The organism is Amorphus sp. MBR-141 (assembly GCF_053628695.1).
Genome location: NZ_JBRJGW010000034.1, coordinates 11,134 through 29,058 on the forward strand (window position 1 = coordinate 11,134; position 17,925 = coordinate 29,058).

16 protein-coding genes are annotated in these 17,925 nt (G+C 68.6%); 8 read left to right on the forward strand and 8 right to left on the reverse strand.

The annotated features are described in order from the left end of the window. Positions 1-10 precede the first annotated feature (10 nt). Genes ACSSVZ_RS25750 through ACSSVZ_RS25760 form a run of 3 tightly spaced genes read right to left on the reverse strand, consistent with a single transcriptional unit; the run spans position 11 to position 2,582 of the window. A complete protein-coding gene (locus tag ACSSVZ_RS25750) occupies positions 11-787 on the reverse strand; it encodes an ABC transporter permease (RefSeq protein WP_453973714.1) in 777 nt (258 codons plus the stop codon). After that, positions 787-1,581 (reverse strand): ABC transporter ATP-binding protein, encoded by a 795-nt coding sequence (locus ACSSVZ_RS25755; protein WP_453973716.1) that lies wholly within the window; start codon positions 1,579-1,581, stop codon positions 787-789. The genes ACSSVZ_RS25750 and ACSSVZ_RS25755 overlap by 1 nt, the downstream gene beginning before the upstream one ends. Then, entirely contained in the window at positions 1,578-2,582 is a 1,005-nt protein-coding gene (locus tag ACSSVZ_RS25760; protein WP_453973718.1) for an ABC transporter substrate-binding protein, read from the reverse strand. The genes ACSSVZ_RS25755 and ACSSVZ_RS25760 overlap by 4 nt, the downstream gene beginning before the upstream one ends. 694 nt (positions 2,583-3,276) lie before the next feature. Here ACSSVZ_RS25760 and ACSSVZ_RS25765 point away from each other — a divergent pair. From ACSSVZ_RS25765 to ACSSVZ_RS25790, 6 genes are all read left to right on the forward strand, one after another. Beyond that, positions 3,277-4,500 carry a YeeE/YedE family protein gene (locus tag ACSSVZ_RS25765; protein ID WP_453973720.1) on the forward strand — a complete coding sequence of 408 codons (1,224 nt, stop codon included), beginning with the start codon at positions 3,277-3,279 and terminating at the stop codon, positions 4,498-4,500. After that, positions 4,497-4,985 carry a DUF302 domain-containing protein gene (locus ACSSVZ_RS25770; RefSeq protein WP_453973722.1) on the forward strand — a complete coding sequence of 163 codons (489 nt, stop codon included), beginning with the start codon at positions 4,497-4,499 and terminating at the stop codon, positions 4,983-4,985. The genes ACSSVZ_RS25765 and ACSSVZ_RS25770 overlap by 4 nt, the downstream gene beginning before the upstream one ends. Before the next feature lie 301 nt (positions 4,986-5,286). Then, positions 5,287-6,879 (forward strand): FAD-dependent monooxygenase, encoded by a 1,593-nt coding sequence (locus ACSSVZ_RS25775; protein WP_453973724.1) that lies wholly within the window; start codon positions 5,287-5,289, stop codon positions 6,877-6,879. 246 nt (positions 6,880-7,125) lie between these two features. Continuing rightward, positions 7,126-7,734, forward strand: coding sequence for a TetR/AcrR family transcriptional regulator (locus ACSSVZ_RS25780; protein ID WP_453973739.1), 609 nt, complete (start codon positions 7,126-7,128; stop codon positions 7,732-7,734). 135 nt (positions 7,735-7,869) lie between these two features. Beyond that, on the forward strand, positions 7,870-8,082 hold the full coding sequence (locus ACSSVZ_RS25785) for a hypothetical protein (protein WP_453973726.1): 213 nt from the start codon (positions 7,870-7,872) through the stop codon (positions 8,080-8,082). Next, positions 8,079-9,989 carry a pyrroloquinoline quinone-dependent dehydrogenase gene (locus ACSSVZ_RS25790; RefSeq protein ID WP_453973727.1) on the forward strand — a complete coding sequence of 637 codons (1,911 nt, stop codon included), beginning with the start codon at positions 8,079-8,081 and terminating at the stop codon, positions 9,987-9,989. The genes ACSSVZ_RS25785 and ACSSVZ_RS25790 overlap by 4 nt, the downstream gene beginning before the upstream one ends. Positions 9,990-10,043: 54 nt before the next feature. On the opposite strand, the gene ACSSVZ_RS25795 is transcribed toward ACSSVZ_RS25790, so the two are convergent. The 5 genes from ACSSVZ_RS25795 to ACSSVZ_RS25815 form a co-directional block, all read right to left on the reverse strand. After that, the gene (locus ACSSVZ_RS25795; RefSeq protein ID WP_453973729.1) at positions 10,044-10,394 is read right to left on the reverse strand and encodes a hypothetical protein; all 351 of its coding nucleotides are present in this window, start codon (positions 10,392-10,394) and stop codon (positions 10,044-10,046) included. A 322-nt stretch (positions 10,395-10,716) separates the two neighbouring features. Then, positions 10,717-12,384 (reverse strand): sulfatase-like hydrolase/transferase, encoded by a 1,668-nt coding sequence (locus ACSSVZ_RS25800; protein WP_453973731.1) that lies wholly within the window; start codon positions 12,382-12,384, stop codon positions 10,717-10,719. After that, on the reverse strand, positions 12,384-14,351 hold the full coding sequence (locus tag ACSSVZ_RS25805; protein WP_453973733.1) for a TRAP transporter permease: 1,968 nt from the start codon (positions 14,349-14,351) through the stop codon (positions 12,384-12,386). Before ACSSVZ_RS25805 ends, ACSSVZ_RS25800 begins: the two co-directional genes overlap by 1 nt. Before the next feature lie 67 nt (positions 14,352-14,418). Further along, positions 14,419-15,423: a TAXI family TRAP transporter solute-binding subunit gene (locus tag ACSSVZ_RS25810; RefSeq protein ID WP_453973735.1), complete on the reverse strand. Its 1,005-nt coding sequence runs from the start codon at positions 15,421-15,423 to the stop codon at positions 14,419-14,421. Positions 15,424-15,522: 99 nt separating this feature from the next. Beyond that, a complete protein-coding gene (locus ACSSVZ_RS25815) occupies positions 15,523-16,458 on the reverse strand; it encodes a LysR substrate-binding domain-containing protein (protein WP_453973737.1) in 936 nt (311 codons plus the stop codon). A gap of 574 nt (positions 16,459-17,032) precedes the next feature. Between ACSSVZ_RS25815 and rpmI the strand changes: the two genes are divergently transcribed. Together rpmI and rplT are read left to right on the forward strand one after the other, a co-directional pair. Further along, positions 17,033-17,230 (forward strand): 50S ribosomal protein L35, encoded by a 198-nt coding sequence (gene rpmI, locus ACSSVZ_RS25820; protein ID WP_453973738.1) that lies wholly within the window; start codon positions 17,033-17,035, stop codon positions 17,228-17,230. A gap of 130 nt (positions 17,231-17,360) precedes the next feature. Next, positions 17,361-17,729 (forward strand): 50S ribosomal protein L20, encoded by a 369-nt coding sequence (rplT, locus tag ACSSVZ_RS25825; protein WP_453961563.1) that lies wholly within the window; start codon positions 17,361-17,363, stop codon positions 17,727-17,729. Positions 17,730-17,925: the final 196 nt, after the last annotated feature.

A 17,925-nucleotide genomic window follows, 5' to 3' on the forward strand; every position in this document is an offset into this window, starting at 1 on the left:
CCGCAGAAGACTATCCCGGCTTGGCGACCGAAGCGTGCCACGGCGTCAGCCAGCCGCGCAGGCTGGAGATGACGGTGTAGAGCGACAGTCCGATCAGGGTGAGCAGCACGATCACCGCGAAGAGATCCGGCACCCGGAGTTCCTGCAGCATGGCGACGGCCAGATAGCCAAGACCCTCGTTGCCGCCGATGAACTCGCCGACGATGGCCCCGATCATCGACATCACCACGGCCACCTCGCAACCGGCGAGGATGACCGGCAAGGCGGTCGGCAGGTCCAGGAACAGGAACCGCTGGGCCGGCCGCGCCTGCAGCATGGTGAACACGTCCAGATCACCCGGCTCGATGGAGCGGAAGGCAATGAGGGCGTTGGAAAAGACGGGGAAGAAGGACAGCGCCGCCGCGATCACGATCTTCGATTCCAGGCCGAAGCCGAACCACAGGATGAACAGCGGGGCCAGCGCGATCTTCGGGATCAGCTGGAAGCACACGATGAAGGGCTTCACCGCCCACTCCAGCATGCGCAGGCGCGCCAGCGCCAGGCCGAGGACGATGCCGAGGGTGACCGCGATGACGAACCCCGACACGGCTTCGATGACGGTCACCCAGGCGTGGTGCCAGACCTTCGCGTCGGCCACCAGGGCGACGAACGCCGTGACGATTTCAAGCGGCGTCGGAAGGATGAACGCCGAGACGTCCGCCATCCGCACGTAGAGCGTCCAGAGAACCAGGAATGCGACGACGGTCGCGGTCGGCAGGGCGATGCGGAGAAAGCGTTCGTTGCGCATCAGTGGGCCCCCGTCAGGCCGGAGCGCAGGTGCTTGAGCATGTCCTGGAACTCTGGCGTCTGCTGCAGGTCGAGCGTGCGCGGACGCGCGAACGGGATATCGACCACCTCGGTGATGCGGGCCGGGCGGGCGGCGAGCACCACGACGCGGTCGGACAGGAACGCCGCCTCGTTGATGGAGTGGGTGACGAGGATGGTCGTCACCTGCGCCTTCGCGCAGACCGACATCAGCTCCAGATTGAGGGTGTCGCGGGTCATGGCGTCGAGCGCGCCGAACGGCTCGTCGAGGAGCAGCACCTGGGGCTGGGTGACCAGCGCCCGGGCGAGCGAGGCGCGCTGACGCATGCCGCCAGACAGCGCGGAAGGCCGCACGCCCTCGAACCCGCCGAGGCCGACGGTTTCGCAGAGCACATGCGCGCGCTCGGTGCGCTCGGCCTTGCCGACGCCCTGCAGGCGCAGCGGCAGCGCCACGTTTTCGGCGACGGTGAACCAGGGAAACAGGCGCGCTTCCTGAAACATCATCGCGACCGGCCTGGTCGCCTCCGCCGAACGTCGTCCGCCGGTCCACACCGGAAGACCACGCACGACGACCTCGCCTTCGCTCGGGCTCTCAAGCCCGGCGATGATGCGCAAAAGCGTGGTCTTGCCGCAGCCCGAGGGCCCGAGCAGCGAGACGAAGTCGCCGCGCGGCATGTCGAGGGTGGCGTTCCCGATCGCCTGGACCGCCCCCTCGCCTTCGCCGAAGGTCTTGCCGACACCCTGCAGGCGGATGTCGGCCACGTCGTCGTCGATCATCCCTTCAGGGCCTGGTCGAGCAGCTCGTTGGTGTAGAGGTCGGTCGCGGCAACCTCCTTGTCGATCAGGCCGGTCTTGAACAGCGTCGCGGCCGCATGCTCCCAGACCGAGGGCACGTTGCGCAGGATGTTGTCGTTGCCCTTCGCCGCCCAGTTCTCGGAGTTGGCGCGCAGATCCTTCTGCGCCGTTTCCATGTTCGACAGCCCGTTCACCTCGAACTTGTCGCCGATCGTCTTCAGGATCGGCGCGAGGTCGTCCGCCTCGACGATTTCCAGCGCCGACTTGTGGGTGGCCTTCAGGAAGGCCACGAATTTGTCGGGGTTGGCCTCGATTTCGTCGGGGCGTGCCACATAGACTTGGCCGGGCATGCCGTCGTCCATCGGGACCGCCACGACGTCGTCACGCACCGAGCTGGCGGTGACCATCGAGGAGGTGTTGCCGATGAAGGCGCCGGCCCGGCCCGCCTCGATCAGGGCATAGGAGGCGGCGGAATCGGCGACCTTCACCTTGTTCACGGTGTCCGGCGAGATATCGGCGTCGGAGAGCATCAGGTCGAGGGTCGCCTCCATCGAGCCGCCGAGGCTCGCCATGCCCACGGTGCGGCCCGTCACGTCGACCACGGTCTTCACCGGATCGGCACTCGAGGAGATCAGGAAGAAGGGCGACAACTGCGCGATGGTGGCGATCGACGTCAGCGGCGCGTCGTTGTTGACCCGCGAGACGATGTAGTTGGTGCCGCCGGTGCGGCCGGAGTCCATCTGCTTGGCGATGGTCATCTGGGCGGCAAGCGCCGCGCCCTTGCCGGACTGGACATTCATCTCCAGCCCTTCGGCCTCGTAGTAGCCGGCAGCCGCCGCATAGAGCACCGGAGCGAAGGACAGGGAGAACGAGAACGGGGTGATGAAGTTGAACGTCGTCGCCGCGCGCGCGCCGAACGGGAACGACAGAAGCGCGGCGCCGCCAACCGCCGACTGCATGAAACTGCGCCTGGTGAAATTCATCGCTTCGCCTCCGGTTCGTATTTGAACATATTGTTCGAAATACAATAGCAGCTGCAACCCCTCGCCGCAAATGGCGCTTGGCGACCGCCCCCACGCCCGGCTTTCAGCAACGCGGGAAGTTTCCGCGGTGTCCAGAACGCTGCGGAGGAAAACGCCGTTGGAGCGCAACCCAAAATGGCGCCGCAGGGCGCCGTGCCAACCGCCGGAAGCGGCCGGCCGGTCCCGCACGATTGCTCCGGCGGCGTGCCCCGGTGATCGAGGCCAAGATCGCCGCCTTCCTGCAGTGCCGCCGACCTGATAGGCTGCGACCGACGGCTCTGCACGGGACGATATGCGGCGCGACGGCGTAGCGGTGGAGAAGGACGGATCGGAAGAGCAGACATGTGCACGCAGGGATCGAACATGGGGCTCGGGATCGCGGTCGGAGCCGGAATCGGGACGGCCCTCGGGGGCGCCATCGGAGATCTGGCCATCGGACTTGCCATTGGCATCGGCTGCGGCACCGCCATCGGTGCCGCCCTCTCGAGCCGCAGGTAGGCCGAGCCGCAGGTAGCCCGCCACGCGCCCGGTCCGGCGACGGCCGCGCGCCCGCGTCACGCGGTGTTGAGCGAGCCGGGCGCGCAGCGCGCCCTATAGTGGCGGAAAGCCGGTCCGATGCTGCGGACCATGGCGGCGCCCGCTCCGAGGCCCGAGAATGTCCCTGGCAAGCCCGCTTCCCCGCACCCACGCGCCGGTGATCGCGACCGCCCTGGCCGCGCTTGCCGCCATCGCAGTGGCCGGCGCGCTCGCGGGCGGATGGCGGCTGGCCGCGGCTGCCGCCATCGGCGGGGTGGCCGGGGTGGCGCTCTATCACGCAGCCTTCGGGTTCACCTCGTCGTGGCGCGCCGTCGTCCGCGAGCGGCGCGGCGAGGGCATCCGCGCCCAGGCGCTGCTGATCGTCGCCACCGCCGCGGTGTCGTTTCCGCTGCTCGCTCACGGCGCCGCGATCGGCATGCCGGCCTCGGGCTACGTCTTCCCGTTCGGCATCGCCACGGCGCTCGGCGCCTTCCTGTTCGGCCTCGGCATGCAGTTCGGCGCCGGCTGCGGGTCCGGCACGCTGTTTGCCGTCGGCGGCGGCTCGACGCGGATGGTCGTCACGCTGGCGGCCTTCGTCGCCGGTTCCTTCCTGGCCACCGCGCATCTGGAAGCATGGCACGCGCTGCCGGCGCTGCCCGCACTGAGCCTGGTGACGCTGTGGGGACCGCTGCCGGCGTTCCTGGCAACCGCCGGCGTGCTGACAGCGATCGCTGCCATGACCCTCGTCCGCGAACGGGCCGGCCCGGTGCACGTTCCGCGGCGCATGGGCTTCGTGCTCGGCGGCCCGTGGTCGACCACGGTGGGGGCGCTGGTGCTCGCCGGCGTCGGCATCGCGACGTTCGTCGTGCTCGGGCGGCCCTGGGGCATCACCTCGGGCTTCACGCTGTGGGGCGGCAAGATCGCCCACGCGCTCGGCGTCCCGATCGAGACCTGGCCTTACTGGTCGGGCCAGATGGGGGCGGTGGAGCGCTCGGTGTTCGCCGACGCCACCTCGGTGATGGACTTCGCGATCATCGCCGGCGCGATGCTGGCGGCGGGCCTGGCCGGGCGGTTCGCCCCGACCCTCAGGATCGGCCCGCGCGACATCGCCACCGCGCTCGCGGGCGGGCTGATGATGGGCTACGGCGCCCGTCTCGCCTTTGGCTGCAACATCGGCGGACTGGTCGGCGGCATCGTCTCCGGCAGCCTGCACGGCTGGGGCTGGCTCGTCTTCGGCTTCCTCGGCTCCACCGCCGGCACCTACGCCCGCGCCGGGCTCGGCATCGATCCGCCCGTTGCGCACTCCTCAGGACCCCGTCACGGCCCCGTTGCCGTCGCCGCACCCGAAAGGACCAACCCATGATCCGAACCGTCGCCCTCGCCTGCACGCTGCTGCTGGCCACCGTGATGGCCCCGGTAGCACAGGCTGCGGCCGCCGTCGCGCCGCGGGAGGGCTGGGTGGTGATCGACACCGACCATTCCTTCGCCGAGCTGGTCGAGCGCACCCGCACCGCCGTGACCGACGCCAAGATGGGCCTCGTCACCCAGGCGAGCGCATCGGACGGGGCCAGGGGCCAGGGCATCACCATTCCCGGCAACCGGGTGATCGGCGTCTACCGCAACGACTATGCCCGCCGGATGCTGGCGGCGAGCGTTGCAGCCGGCATCGAGGCGCCGATCCGCCTCTACCTGACGGAGAACGCCGACGGCACGGCGACGCTCTCCTACAAGACCCCGAGCTTCGTGTTCGCCGCCTACGCCGACGAAGGCGGCGCCGACCTTGCGGCGCTGGCGAAGGAACTCGACGCGGTGTTCGCGGGGATCGCGGCGCAGGCGACGGGGGAATAGCCGCCGCGGCGCGGTCGCCACGGCGACGGCAAATGCTGCTTGCGGAAACGTTGGAAACTGATATGGTTTCTTGCGTTTCCAAAGGACACCACCGTCCGGTCGCCGCCGATTGCGAGCGCCCGGTGCCCGGTCGACCCTTGCCGGATCGCCGAGGCAGCCGAACGGCTCGATGCCCCGGCCTGCCTCGCCTCTGTCCGCCTTTGTGCCGCGTACCGGGATGCCACAGGTCCGTTCTGGCCTTGCCGCCAGGACGCGCGCAACGACACGCAAGCAGCCTCGCGCAGGCTGGGGGGAGAGACGGATGACAAATGGAATGAACGTGCCGGTGCTCGTCATCGGCGCCGGACCGACGGGCCTCACGCTGGCCATCATGCTGCGCCGCTATGGCATCGACGTTCGGATCATCGACAGAAACGCCGCCCCGGCCGAGGTGTCGAAGGCGCTGGCGGTCTGGAGCGCGAGCCTGGAGGTGCTGTCCGGCATGGGCGTCGTCGACACGTTCCTCGCGTCGGGGACGCGGCTGAAGGCGCTGATCGCCGGAGACGGAGCCCGCAAGCTTGCTACCCTGTCCGTCGGCGAAGGGATCGACAGCCCCTACCCGTATCCGCTGCTGCTGCCGCAATCGGTCACCGAGGAAATCCTCACGGACCATCTGGAGACCCTCGGCACGTCCATCGAGCGCGGCGTCGAGCTGGTCGGCCTCGACCAGGACAGCGAGGGCGTGACGGCCACCCTGAAGCGCCCCGACGGCAGCGAGGAGGTGGTACGCGCCGCCTATCTCGCCGGGTGCGACGGCGCCCGCAGCTTCGTCCGCGAATCGCTGAAGATCGAGTTCGAGGGCTACACCGAGCCGCAGATGTTCATCCTCGGCGACGTGAAGATCAAAGGCGGCGGATCCGACGGCAGCGACCTCGACCGCAGCAGCATCTACATCTGGTGGCACGGCGGCAGCACGGTCGCGCTGTTTCCGTTCGGCGCCGAGGTCTGGCGGATCTTCGCCGCCCGCCAGGACCCGTCGGACGATTCGACGCCGACCGTTGAGGAACTGCAGGGGCACATGGACCGCCACGGCCCGCCCGGCACCCGCCTCAGCGATCCGAGCTGGCTCTCCCATTTCCGCACCAACGAGCGCCTCGCCGCGAAATACCGCGTCGGCCGCATCTTCCTCGCCGGCGACGCCGCCCACATCCACAGCCCGGCCGGCGGCCAGGGCATGAACACCGGCATCCAGGACGGCTTCAACCTCGGCTGGAAGCTCGGCCACGTCCTGACCGGGCGCGGCAATGCGCAGATCCTGCTGGACAGCTACGAGCCGGAACGCCGGCCGGTCGCCCACGACGTCGTCGCCGGCGCCGCCCAGAAGCTGCACGCGGCGTTCGCGCCGAGCCGTTTCGCGACAGTCGCCCGCGACGTCGCGGCGACGCTGATCGGCCATCTTCCCGCCGCCCAGAAGAAGCTTCAGATGGAGCTGTCGGAAACGGCGATCGTCTACAGGGAGGGCCCGCTGGTCGCGCTCGGCGCGCCGCCGCGCCGGCCCCGCCGCACCGACGTCGGCACCCGCGCCCTCGACAACGACTTCATCGACGCGACGGGCGGCAAGCGCGCCCTCTGGCCGCTTCTCAGCGGAACCGGCCATGCGCTGCTGCTGTTTCCGAGGCCCGGCGCGCCGATCGATGTGTCCCGCGTCGTCGCCGGCGTCGAGGAGGCGCTGACCATCGTCGTCCTCGACGACGAACACGATCCGGGAAGCGCAGCCCGCAAGCGCTACCGCGTCGACAGGGCCGAGTGGGTGCTGGTGCGACCCGATCAGGTGATCGCCGCGCGCGGAACACCCGACGAACTGTCTGCACTCGGCGCCTACGTCGACGCCGTCATCCGGCCCGCGGCGAGCTAGCGTTCCCTTGCGGCGTTTCCGGGCGGCGGCCCGATGTCGACTTCGCCTGGAAACGCCTTGGGACACGGACCGGGAGACGCTGCCGCATCTTGCGGCCGCGGCGCGCCCGGCACCTTCGTCCGGATTTCTGTGACCTTGTGACATCGGCGCGGGCGACAGGGCCCGCCAGGGAGCAGCCGAACCATCGATATCGAACCCGCCTCTCTTCCTCCGATCGACCTGGACGACGGCCCGGCTGGCCGGATCCTGGCGACGGCCCGCGACATGCTGATCAAGGGGCGCTACAGCGGCTTCACCATGGACCAGCTCGCCTTCGCGCTCGGCATGAGCAAGAAGACGCTCTATGTCCACTTTCCGTCCAAGGAAGCCCTCGCCGCCGCCATCGTGGCGGCGACCGGCGCCACGATCCGCCGCCAGGCCGGCGAGGTCTTCGCAAGCCCGTTGCCGTTTCCCGCCAAGTTCGAGGCGGTCCTGCTCCTCATCGCGGAGCATTTCGGCGTCATGGGTCCCGACTTCCTCGATGACCTCGAGCGCCACGCGCCGACCATCCGCCGGGAGATCGACCGGCTGAAGGAGCACAACATCCCGATCGTGTTCGGCCGGATTCTCGCCCTCGGCATCGAGGAGGGCATGGTCCGGGCCGACGTCGACGTCGTCTTTCTGGTCGAATACTGGCTGCAGGTGATCAAGGGCGTGCACGATCCGGACGTCCTGGTCCGTACCGGGCTGACGCCGCGCGCCGCCTTCGAGAAGGCCCTGGATCTGTTCTTCTGCGGCCTGCTGACGCCCGCCGGGCGCGCCAGCAGCCGATGGGCGTCCGGACACACGGATGGGGCCCCGAAAGCGGGCGCCTGAGACGGCGCCGCGCCTTGCGACGTTGACAGGATCGCCGCCGGCCCTGTCATGATGGGCGATCAGGCCGGACGAAACACGACCAGGCGGGGGCGGAACGATGGGCGGACCACAAGCGACCGGCAGAGGAGACCGACGATGCTCATCGTCTGCGCTCTCGGCTTTCTGATCTGGTTCGTGTTCGGCGTGGCGGTGACGACCATGATGGTCTACGGCGTCTTCGACAACGTGGCGATGGGGCCGGCCGTGATGGCGGCAGTGCTGGCGACCGGCACGGCCTTCATCGGTTTCGTGGCGGCGCTCGCGGCCGCCTCCGCCGTCCGGCGCGCACGACGGGACCGGTTCCGGTGACCGCCCGCCGGCACCTTTCCGCATGGCCGCTCGTCGGCGCGCTCCTGCTCCCGGTGCTGCTGGCCGCCACGCCAGCCCGCGCCCAGGGCTGGTCGACCTACGGAGGCGCACCCGGGGGCGGCCAGTATTCGGCCGCGACCCAGATCACCCCCGACAACGTGGACCGCCTGGAGGTCGCCTGGACGTTCCGCACCGGCGACTTCTCCGACGGCGGCGACGGCACCCGCGCCACCACCTTCGAGGCCAACCCGATCTACGCCGACGGGCGGCTCTACGTCTGCACGCCCTACAACCGCGTCATTGCGGTGGAGGCGGAGACCGGGCGGCAGCTGTGGTCGTTCGAGCCAGATCCACCGCTGCCGCGCGACTACGACCAGCAGCATTCGCTGATCTGCCGCGGCGTCAGCTACTGGGACGGCGGCGGCGGGGTCGGCGAACCCTGCGCGCGGCGCATCATCGCGCCGGTGCTGGACGGACGACTTCTGGCCCTCGACGCCGCCACCGGCACGCTCTGCACCGATTTCGGGACCGGCGGCGTGATCGACCTGAACGACGACTATCCGCGGCTCGGGACCGGCGTCGTCAACGTCACCTCGCCGCCGGTGATCTTCGAGGATCTGGCGATCGTCGGCACCGCCATCGGCGACAACCAGACCGTCGACATGCCGGACGGCGTGGTGCGCGCGTTCGACGTGCGCACGGGTGCCGAGAAATGGGCGTGGAACCCGATCCCGGACCGGTACCGGGCAAAATCCGGCGCCGCCAACGCCTGGGCGCCGATGTCGCTCGATCCGGAGACGGCGACGCTATTCGTGCCGACCACCTCTCCGAGCCCGGACTACTGGGGCGGCGACCGGTCGCCGAACCTGGAGGCGACCAACGCCGTCGCCGCCCTCGACGCCCGCTCCGGATCGGAACTGTGGGTGCGCCAGCTCACCCACCACGACCTGTTCGACACCGACCTTCCCGCCCAGCCGGTGGTTGCCGACCAGATCGACGACGGCACCCGCTATCCGGCGGTCGTCCAGGCCACCAAGACCGGACAGCTGTTCGTGCTCGACCGCGACAGCGGCGCCTTCCGCTTCGAGACCCGCGAACAGGCGGTGCCGCAGACCGACGTTCCCGGCGAACACACCTCGCCGACCCAGCCGGTGCCGGTGCTGCCGAAGCCGATCGCGACGCAGGGCTTCGCCCCGCGCGACGCCTGGGGGATCACCCCCATCGACCGGGAGTGGTGCCGGCAGGAGGCCGAGCGCTACCGCGCCGACGGCCTGTTCACACCGCCGAGCGTGCGCGGCTCTGTGCAAATGCCGTTCTACGGCGGCGGCTCGAACTGGGGCGGCGTCGCCTTCGACCCGGTCCGCCGGCTGGTGATCGGGAACGTGATGAATCTCGTGCAGTGGGTGCGGCTGATCCCGGCGGCCGACGATCCGGCGGGCAGCGGCGAGCTCGGCCGCCAGAAAGGCGCCCCCTACATGATGCGCCGGGGCGTGCTGCTGTCGCCGCTCGGCATCCCCTGCAACGCGCCGCCATGGGGCCAGCTGACGGCCATCGACATCGACACCGGCGCGACCCGGTGGCAGGTGCCGCTGGGCGAGGTGCCGCTGGCGCTCGGCCTGACCGGCCCCGAAAAATGGGGCAGCCCGAACATCGGCGGCCCGATCGCAACCGCAACCGGGCTGGTCTTCATCGCCGCGACGATGGATTCGAAGATTCGTGCCTTCAACGCCTGGACTGGCGAGATCGTCTGGGAACACGAGATCCCGTTCGATGGCGCCGCCACGCCGATGACCTTCGTCTCCGAGCGGGACGGCCGGCAGTATCTGGTGATCGCGGCGGGGGGCAGTTCGCTGTTGCGCAAGCGGCTCGGCGACGCCCTCGTCGCCTTTCGCCTGCCAAAGGAGTAAGCGCGCATCTCCCGTCCGGACCGGACCGATCCGGACGGGATGCGCTCAAGCGGATCAGTCGATGATGACGTAGACGGTGGTGTTGTTCTGAACCACCGGCCGGTAATAGACGCCACCGCAGTGGAAGGCGTCGTAGCCCCGATAGCGCGCGTTGGCGCAGCCGGCGGGCAGGCGGGCGATCGAGCGCGTCACCGGCGTGCCGGGGGCGACCCCGACGCCGGGGGCACCGACGCCGACACCCGGCCGGACGCCAACGCCAGGAGCGCCCGCACCCGGGGCGCCGAGACCGGGACGGACGCCGGGACCGGCACGCCCCACGCCCGGACCCGGATCAAGCGCCCAGGCACTCGTGCCGACCAGCGCGGCGCTCAGGAAAATGGCAGATGCGACTGCGAAACGGGACATTGTTCGACCTCTAAAGCTTCCGGAACATTTCCCCTCAGATCGGCCGACCTGAACGAAAAGGAAGTGCCCGACAAAGACGGATCTGAAGCCATCTCCTACCAGTCAAATGGTTAGCCTGACCGGAAAAGGCTCACGTTATTTTGGGGCGAAGCCATTTCCGACCGGTCAGGTGGGTTCACCCGGCCGGAAAGGGCTCCAGGCGCCTGCGTGCTGAAGGGCGCGCCCGCACGCCTACGTTTCGGCCACTCCCTCGTTGACGTCAATTCACCTTCGATCCGCCACCTCCACTTTGCACGTGTGATCGGCGGGTCGCCCGGCGGGATCAGTCGCCGATGTAGCTTGCCGGAGCCTGACCACGCAGCGGCGCCAGCAGGTCGTCGGGAACCTCCGAGCCGTCGTAGACGCCGAGCAGCACGCCGCGGCGCGTGGTCTTGCCGGCCATCGCATCGACCTCGCGATCGGACAGGGCGGTGCGTTGCGACAGCCGCCGGGCCCACGCGCCGAGCCGTTCATACAGGCCGTCGATGACCGGCCGATGATCCTGGCTCGTTCCGAGGTCGGTGAATTCGTTCGGATCGGTCTTCAGGTCGAACAGCATCGGCCGGAAGCCGCCCTCGGCATGCACGAGCTTGTAGCGCCCGTCGAACACCATGAAGAGCCGCGCATCCTCGTGGGCGACGCCGAGCTTCGCCGCCATCGGCGTCGTCGAATAGTCGAACTCGCAGATGACCGCCTCGCGCCAGTCGTCCGGCGTCGCACCGTGCAGGATCGGCAGCAGCGACCGTCCCTCGATCACGTGGCTGGGCACCTCCGCGCCGGTCGCCTCGACGAAGGTGGCGGCGAGGTCGATCGCCTCGACGAGCGCGTCGGACGTGGTGCCGCGGGTGGCGTCGGCGGCCGCCGTCGGATCGTAGACGATCATCGGGATCTTCACCGCGCACTCGTGGAAGAAGTTCTTCTCGCCGAGCCAGTGGTCGCCCAGATAGTCGCCGTGGTCGGAGGTGAGGACGATCATCGTGTCCTCCATCCGCCCGCTCTCCTCCAGATAGGCGAACAGCCGGCCCATCTGGTCGTCGCACTGGGCGATCAGGCCCATGTAGGCCGGGATCACCTTCTCGCGCACCTCGTCGCGCGAGAAGCTCCTGGCGATCAGCGTGTCGAGATAGGCGCCATAGACCGGGTGCGGATCGACCTTCTCGCGGGCGTCCCTGACCACGGCGGGCACATGCTCCGGGCCGTACATGTCGTGGTAGGGTGCCGGCACGATGTAGGGCCAGTGCGGCTTGATGTAGGAGAGGTGGCAGAGCCACGGTCGGTCGTCGTCCCTGCGCTCCTCCAGGAAGCGGATGCACTCGGAGGTGAGCCAGGGGGTCTCGGAATCCTCCTCGCGCACGTTGGCCGGCCTGTCGGCATTCTGCATCAGCCAGCCGGACGCGATGTCGCCGTCCGCATCGACGCCGGCGTTGGCGAAGACGTTCCACGGATTCCCGGACGGATAGCCCTTGTCCTTCAGGTACTCGTTGTAGGGCGAGCGGCGGGTGTCGTAGAAGCCGTCCGGCCCCTCCCCCCACAGCCCGTCGTCGCGCACCACGACGTCGAACCCGCATTCGGAGAGCCGCGCCCCGATCACCGAATCCGGCGCGATGCCCAGCCGCTCCAGGCCCTTCGCGTCGGCCTGCATGTGGGTCTTGCCGACGAGCCAGGCATCCATGCCGTTGGCACGCAGGTGATCGCCCAGCGTCTGCTCGCCCACCTTGAGGGGGAAGTTGTTGCGCTGGGCGCCGTGGCTGTGGACGTACCGGCCCGTGTAGAAGCTCATCCGCGACGAGCCGCAGATCGGCGACTGCACGTAGGTGCGGGTGAACCGGACCGCCTTCTCGGCAAACCGGTCGATGTGCGGCGTCTTCAGATGCGGGTGGCCGGCGCAGCCCAGATAGTCGAAGCGCAGCTGATCGAACATGATGAAGAGGATGTTCTTGATTTCGGACATCACGAGACCTCGGCCTGCTGCATGGGATCGGACTTTTCCTCTCGGGGACGGGCTCGGACGAGCCAGAGATGTCGGGCGACGACGGCAAGGCCGACGACGAGCCCGACAAGATTCCAGTAGGGATGGGGCGCAAACAGAAGGAAGGCCGACGCGAGGCGCGCCGCGCGATCGATCATCCCGAGCCGGGCCCGGTCGAAGCCGCCAAGGCCGCTCGAGCAGAGATAGAGCGCAAGCACCAGCCGCCCGATGGCCGCCAGGAAAGGCAGGACTGCGAAGTTCGCCCCGGCCGCATCGACCACCAGCAGGATCGGATTGAAGGCGAAGGCGAACGGGATGATGAAGATCATCGCGCCGATGCGGGAACTCTCGATCGCGGTAGCGATCGGCTTGCCCCCCGAGATCGCGGCCGCCGCATAGGCCGCGATCGCCACCGGCGGGGTGATCACCGACGCCACCCCGAAGAAGAAGACGAACATGTGGACCGTCAGCGGCTCCAGCCCGAACCGCTGCAGCGTCGGACCCATGATCGCGACGATGGCGATGTAGGCCGGCAGCGTCGGCATGCCCATGCCGAGCACGATGCAGCCGGCCGCCGCGATGAGCAGCGCCGCCAGCAGCGACGTCTCGCTGGCGCCCGCCAGCAGCACCGCGAACTTCGTCGGGATGCCGGTCGCCGATAGGGTGGAGACGACGATGCCGACCACCGCGATCGCCGCCACCAGCTGGGCGACGGTGATGCCGCCGTTGCTGAGCGCACCGAGCAGCCGCCACGGCCTGCGCCGGATCTCCGGGTTGATGAAGCTGAGCGGGATCAGCAGGAAGATCGCGGCAATCGAGGCGCCGGCGGGCGAAAGGCCGCTGACCAGCAGCCAGACGATCATCGCGATCGGGGCGAACACGAGGATCAGATTCAGCCAGTCCTGGCCTTCGACCGTTATCTCCTCTTCTTCGCCGGCCTCGACGCCGGCCCGGTTCGCCTCGAAATAGACCGAGAGACACAGGCTGGCGTAGTAGGCGATGGCCGGCACGAGCACGGCGATGACGACGGTGAGATAGCTGACGCCCACATAGTCGGCCATGACGAGGGCGGCAGCCCCCATGATCGGCGGCAGGATCTGCCCGCCGGTCGAGGCCGCCGCCTCGACGGCGCCGGCGAAGTTCGGATGGAAGCCGCGCTTGCGGATCATCGGGATGGTGACGACCCCGGTGCCCACGACGTTGGCGACGGCGCTGCCGGAGACCGTGCCGAACAGCGCCGAGGCAGCGATCGCCGCATAGGCCGGGCCGCCGCGGAACTTACGCATCAGCGAGAACGAGATGCGGATCATCGACTGGCCGGCGCCGCAGCCTTCCAGGATGGCGCCGAGGATGATGAAGGGCAGCACCGTCGACAGCACGATGCCCATGATCGATCCGAGGATGCCCTGGTCGGAATCGAACCAGATGTTCTGGGCCACCAGCTCGGCGATGTTGGCCGGCACGGTCTGCAGGAAGCCCGGCCAGTACTGTCCGGTCGCCAGATAGGCGAACGCCACCAGGCCCAGGGCGGCGATCGGCCCGCCCCAGACGATGAGGCAGATCCACAGCGCCACCGCGGCCGCGACGGTGGCGATCACCGCCTCGCGCGTCGTGAAGAACACCACCGAGTCGGCCATGATCCTGCCGAGCACGAAATACTCGTAGGAGACCCAGGCGGTCGCGCCCAGCAGGGCGGCGTAAAACAGGAACTCCGGCACGCCGGCACGTCCGTCCCGGTACCGGCGGCCCAGATGGGCAATCACCACGCCGGCGATGCAGGCGAAGAAGAACAGCGGGCGGAACCATTCGACGGGGAACGGTCCGATGCGCGGCAGCACGCCGTAGCTCGGGAGCACGTTGGCCATGCCGATGAGGGCGATGAACAGCCCGGCCCCGACAAGCGCGGCGTCGAACGCCCACCTGGCCGCCGAAACGCGCGATGCGGTCATCCGTCTCTCCGGTCCGATGTCGGGAGGAAAGGCCGCGCGTGGAGCGCGGCCTCGCTGAAGCGCGCGCCTATTCGGCGACCAGCCGCTGCGGCACCTCGATGCCCGCCTCGCGGTAGTAGCGAAGCGCCCCGGGATGCAGCGGCGCATTCACCCCGGCGAACGGGCGCGACGGGTCGATCGACCGCAGCAGCGCGTTGCCGGCCTTCATCTCGTCGAGATTCTCCCAGTAGGCCTTGGTTATCTTGTAGGCGGCCTCGTCCGGCAGGTCGGTGTTGGTCGCCACCATCATGGTGGTGACGGCGGTCTGCAGATCGTCGGTGCCGTTGGCCTGCCCGGAATAGGTCCCGGCCGGAATGTCCGCGGTGTCGACGGCGTAGTTCTCGAGATAGGTCGCCCACGCGTCGGAGGCGACGACGTCCTTCGGCACGCCGAGAATGCGGATCTCGCGCTGCAGGCTCAGCTCGTTAAGGGACTGCTGACCGACGGCGGCAGCGGCGATGTAGACGTCGAACTGGCCGTCCTGGAAGGACTGCTGGGCCGCTCCCCAGGGCGCCTTGATGCCCTCGAAGTCCTTGCCCTCCTCGTAGCCCGAGGCGACCTTGATCATGTTGACGATCTGCGGGCCGGCGGCGCCCGCCGGCGGGCCGATGTAGACGCGCTTGCCCTTGATGCCGTCCCAGCCGTCGATGCCGCTGTCGGCCCAGACGATGGTGTGGAAGGTGCCGCCGGGAAACCCGAACAGGACGCGGACGTTCTCCGACAGCTTCTTCGCCTGCTCGGCCTGTCCGGCGTAGGGACCGACGCCCTTCTTCATCGCTGCGAAGGCCGGCGGCGGCACGACGGCGAGGTCGAGCTGCTTGGCGGCGGTCTTCAGCGCCGATTTCGTCAGCGTCTGGCCGAGCACCACCTGAAGGTCGACGCCTTCCTTGGCGGTGTACTGCGCCAGCGTCTGCGGGACGATGCCCGTGAGCGACGCGGCGCCGGCGCCCTCGATGCTGTAAGTCTCCGCCAGCGCCGGCGAAACGGCCGCGACGCAGGCCGCGACCAGGGCCGTCCGAACCAATTTCTGCATGTCTCTCTCCCTCTCGTTCTTGAGCGCGTGTTTGGGAAAGACTAGGAGCCGCCGGCCGGCCAGTAAAATGACGATGCTGCAGAAGATATAGCGATTTCGCTATATCATTCCCCGGAGCAGGGCACCGTCGCGGATGATGCCCAGCAGCCGCTCGGTGCGCGAGCCGAGCGGGTGACCGGGCAGGAAGGTCAGCCCCACCGGGCCCTTCAGGTCGTCGCAGGGCACCGCGAGTTCGACCAGCTGCCCGCTCTCGAGCTCCGGACGCACCGCGCCGCGCGGCAGCGCGGCCACGGCGTCGCTCGCCAGGAGGTACGGCCGCGCGAACTCGAACGAGACCGTCTCGATGACGTTGGAGAATTCGGGGAAGCCGTTCGACACCATGAACCGGTCGAGCTCGGAGCGGATGATCGTCTCCGGCAACGGGATGATGACCGGGAAGCCGTCGACATCGGCCAGGGAGACGACGCTGGCAGCGCCGAGCGGATGGCCGGAACGGGCACTGAAGACGATCGATTCGTAGAACAGGTGCTCGAACGTCAGCCCCTTCATCGTGTCGGGATCCGACATCCGCCCCAGCACGAAGTCGAGCCGACCCGCCTGCAGCTTGGTGAGCAGATCGATGTTCGTGCCGGTCACGATGCGGACGACGGTGTCGGGGTGCTGGCCCTTGAAGACCGCCACGCTTTCCGGCAGCACCCGCCTGCTCACGTTCGGCAGAACGCCGATCGCGATGACCTCGCCCGGTCCCTCGCCGGCCGCACGGGCGAGGCCCTCCGACACCTGCTGCATGCCGCCGAAGGCATAGCGGTAGAGCGTCTCGCCGGCTTCGGTGAGAATCAGTCCGTCGCGGGTGCGCTCGAAGAGCTTCTTGCCAACCTCCTCCTCGAGCTCGCGCAGCGTGCGCGACAACGCGGGCTGCACGGTCGCAAGATTATGCGCGGCCCTGGTCACGCTCCGCTCGCGCGCGACCTCGACGAAGCACTGGAGATGGCGCAGCTTGATGGCGTTCGGCAGCACGGAGCGCACAGGCCTCATAACGATTGCGCTATCAGCGTACGTCTCCGCGTGCATGCGCTCAATATGACGCGTACAAGAAGCGCAAGCGCGCATCGCAGCGCCGCACGCGACGATGCGCGGCAGATTCCTGGAAATGCCGCCCGATTCCTGCGTTGGCCTTCCTTGCATTCCATCGCGGGCGCGGCTATATCGTGCGGCTTCCGAACGGGCGGACCGGCCCGCACCGGGATCCTCGCCTGAGCGCGACGGCAGAATGCCCGCCTTCCACGGGACCTCGATCGTCCGCGGAACGGAGGGCACGTCAGCGCTCGGCATCAGCGTGCCCGACGCAAGGGTGCGCTCGACGCAAGCTCCGCTTGCGGATCCTGGACGAACCGGCCGTCGCACTGTCCGCGTTCGGAGGATACATCGGCCTGGATTTCGGTGCCGTCCATCCGCTGCCCGAGCGTTCGGCAGGGGGATGGCCAACCGTCGGTCCGGGCCAGCGCACGAGCCGGCGGATGCCGAACGATCCGGCCGGCGCGTGCAGTCACGAGATTCCTGGGACGCTCCCAGACCTGTTTTGAACCGCTGAACTCAAGGGTCACTGAAGATGCCCAAGCTGAAGACCAAGTCGGGCGCCAAGAAGCGCTTCAAGCTCACCGCTACCGGTCGGGTGAAGGTTGCGCAGGCCGGCAAGCGCCATGGCATGATCAAGCGGACGAAGAAGTTCATCCGCAACGCGCGCGGCACCACGGTGCTCTCCGATCAGGATGCGAAGGTCGTCAAGAAGTTCATGCCCTACGGCTGAACTGCGACTGGTGATTCACCGCCGCCTGGTGGCGACGGATGGTTGAGACGTTAGACGACACGGATCGGCACCTTGTCCGCGGGCGCATCGACGCCCCGGCTCCGGTCCGACGACATTTGGAGATCGAACGATGGCACGCGTTAAGCGTGGCGTGGTTGCCCACGCCCGGCACAAAAAGGTCCTGAAGGCCGCCAAAGGCTATTACGGCCGGCGCAAGAACACGATCCGCACGGCGCGCGCCGCGGTCGAGAAGGCCGCCCAGTACGCTTACCGCGACCGCAAGGTTCGCAAGCGGGAGTTCCGCTCGCTCTGGATCCAGCGCATCAACGCTGCCTCGCGCGAGCACGGCCTGACCTACGGCCGGCTGATCGACGGGCTCAACAAGGCCGGCATCGAGATCGACCGCAAGGTTCTGGCCCATCTCGCCTACAGCGAGCCGGAGGCCTTCAAGGCGATCCTCGACAAGGCCCGCGCCGCGCTCCCGGCCGAGGTTCAGTAGGGCTTCGGCCCTCCTCGCTCCCACGCGGACACCGCGATCTCTCCAGAGCCTGGCCGCTTCCGGCGGCCGGGCTTTTCGCGTTTCGGCCCCGGCTACAGGTGTCTAGAGCGTTTCATGTTTTGACGGAAGCGTATCCAGCGTTGGTGAGATAGTTCTGGCATTCGTCGGGTTCGATGGTCTGGACGAGCTGCCCGAG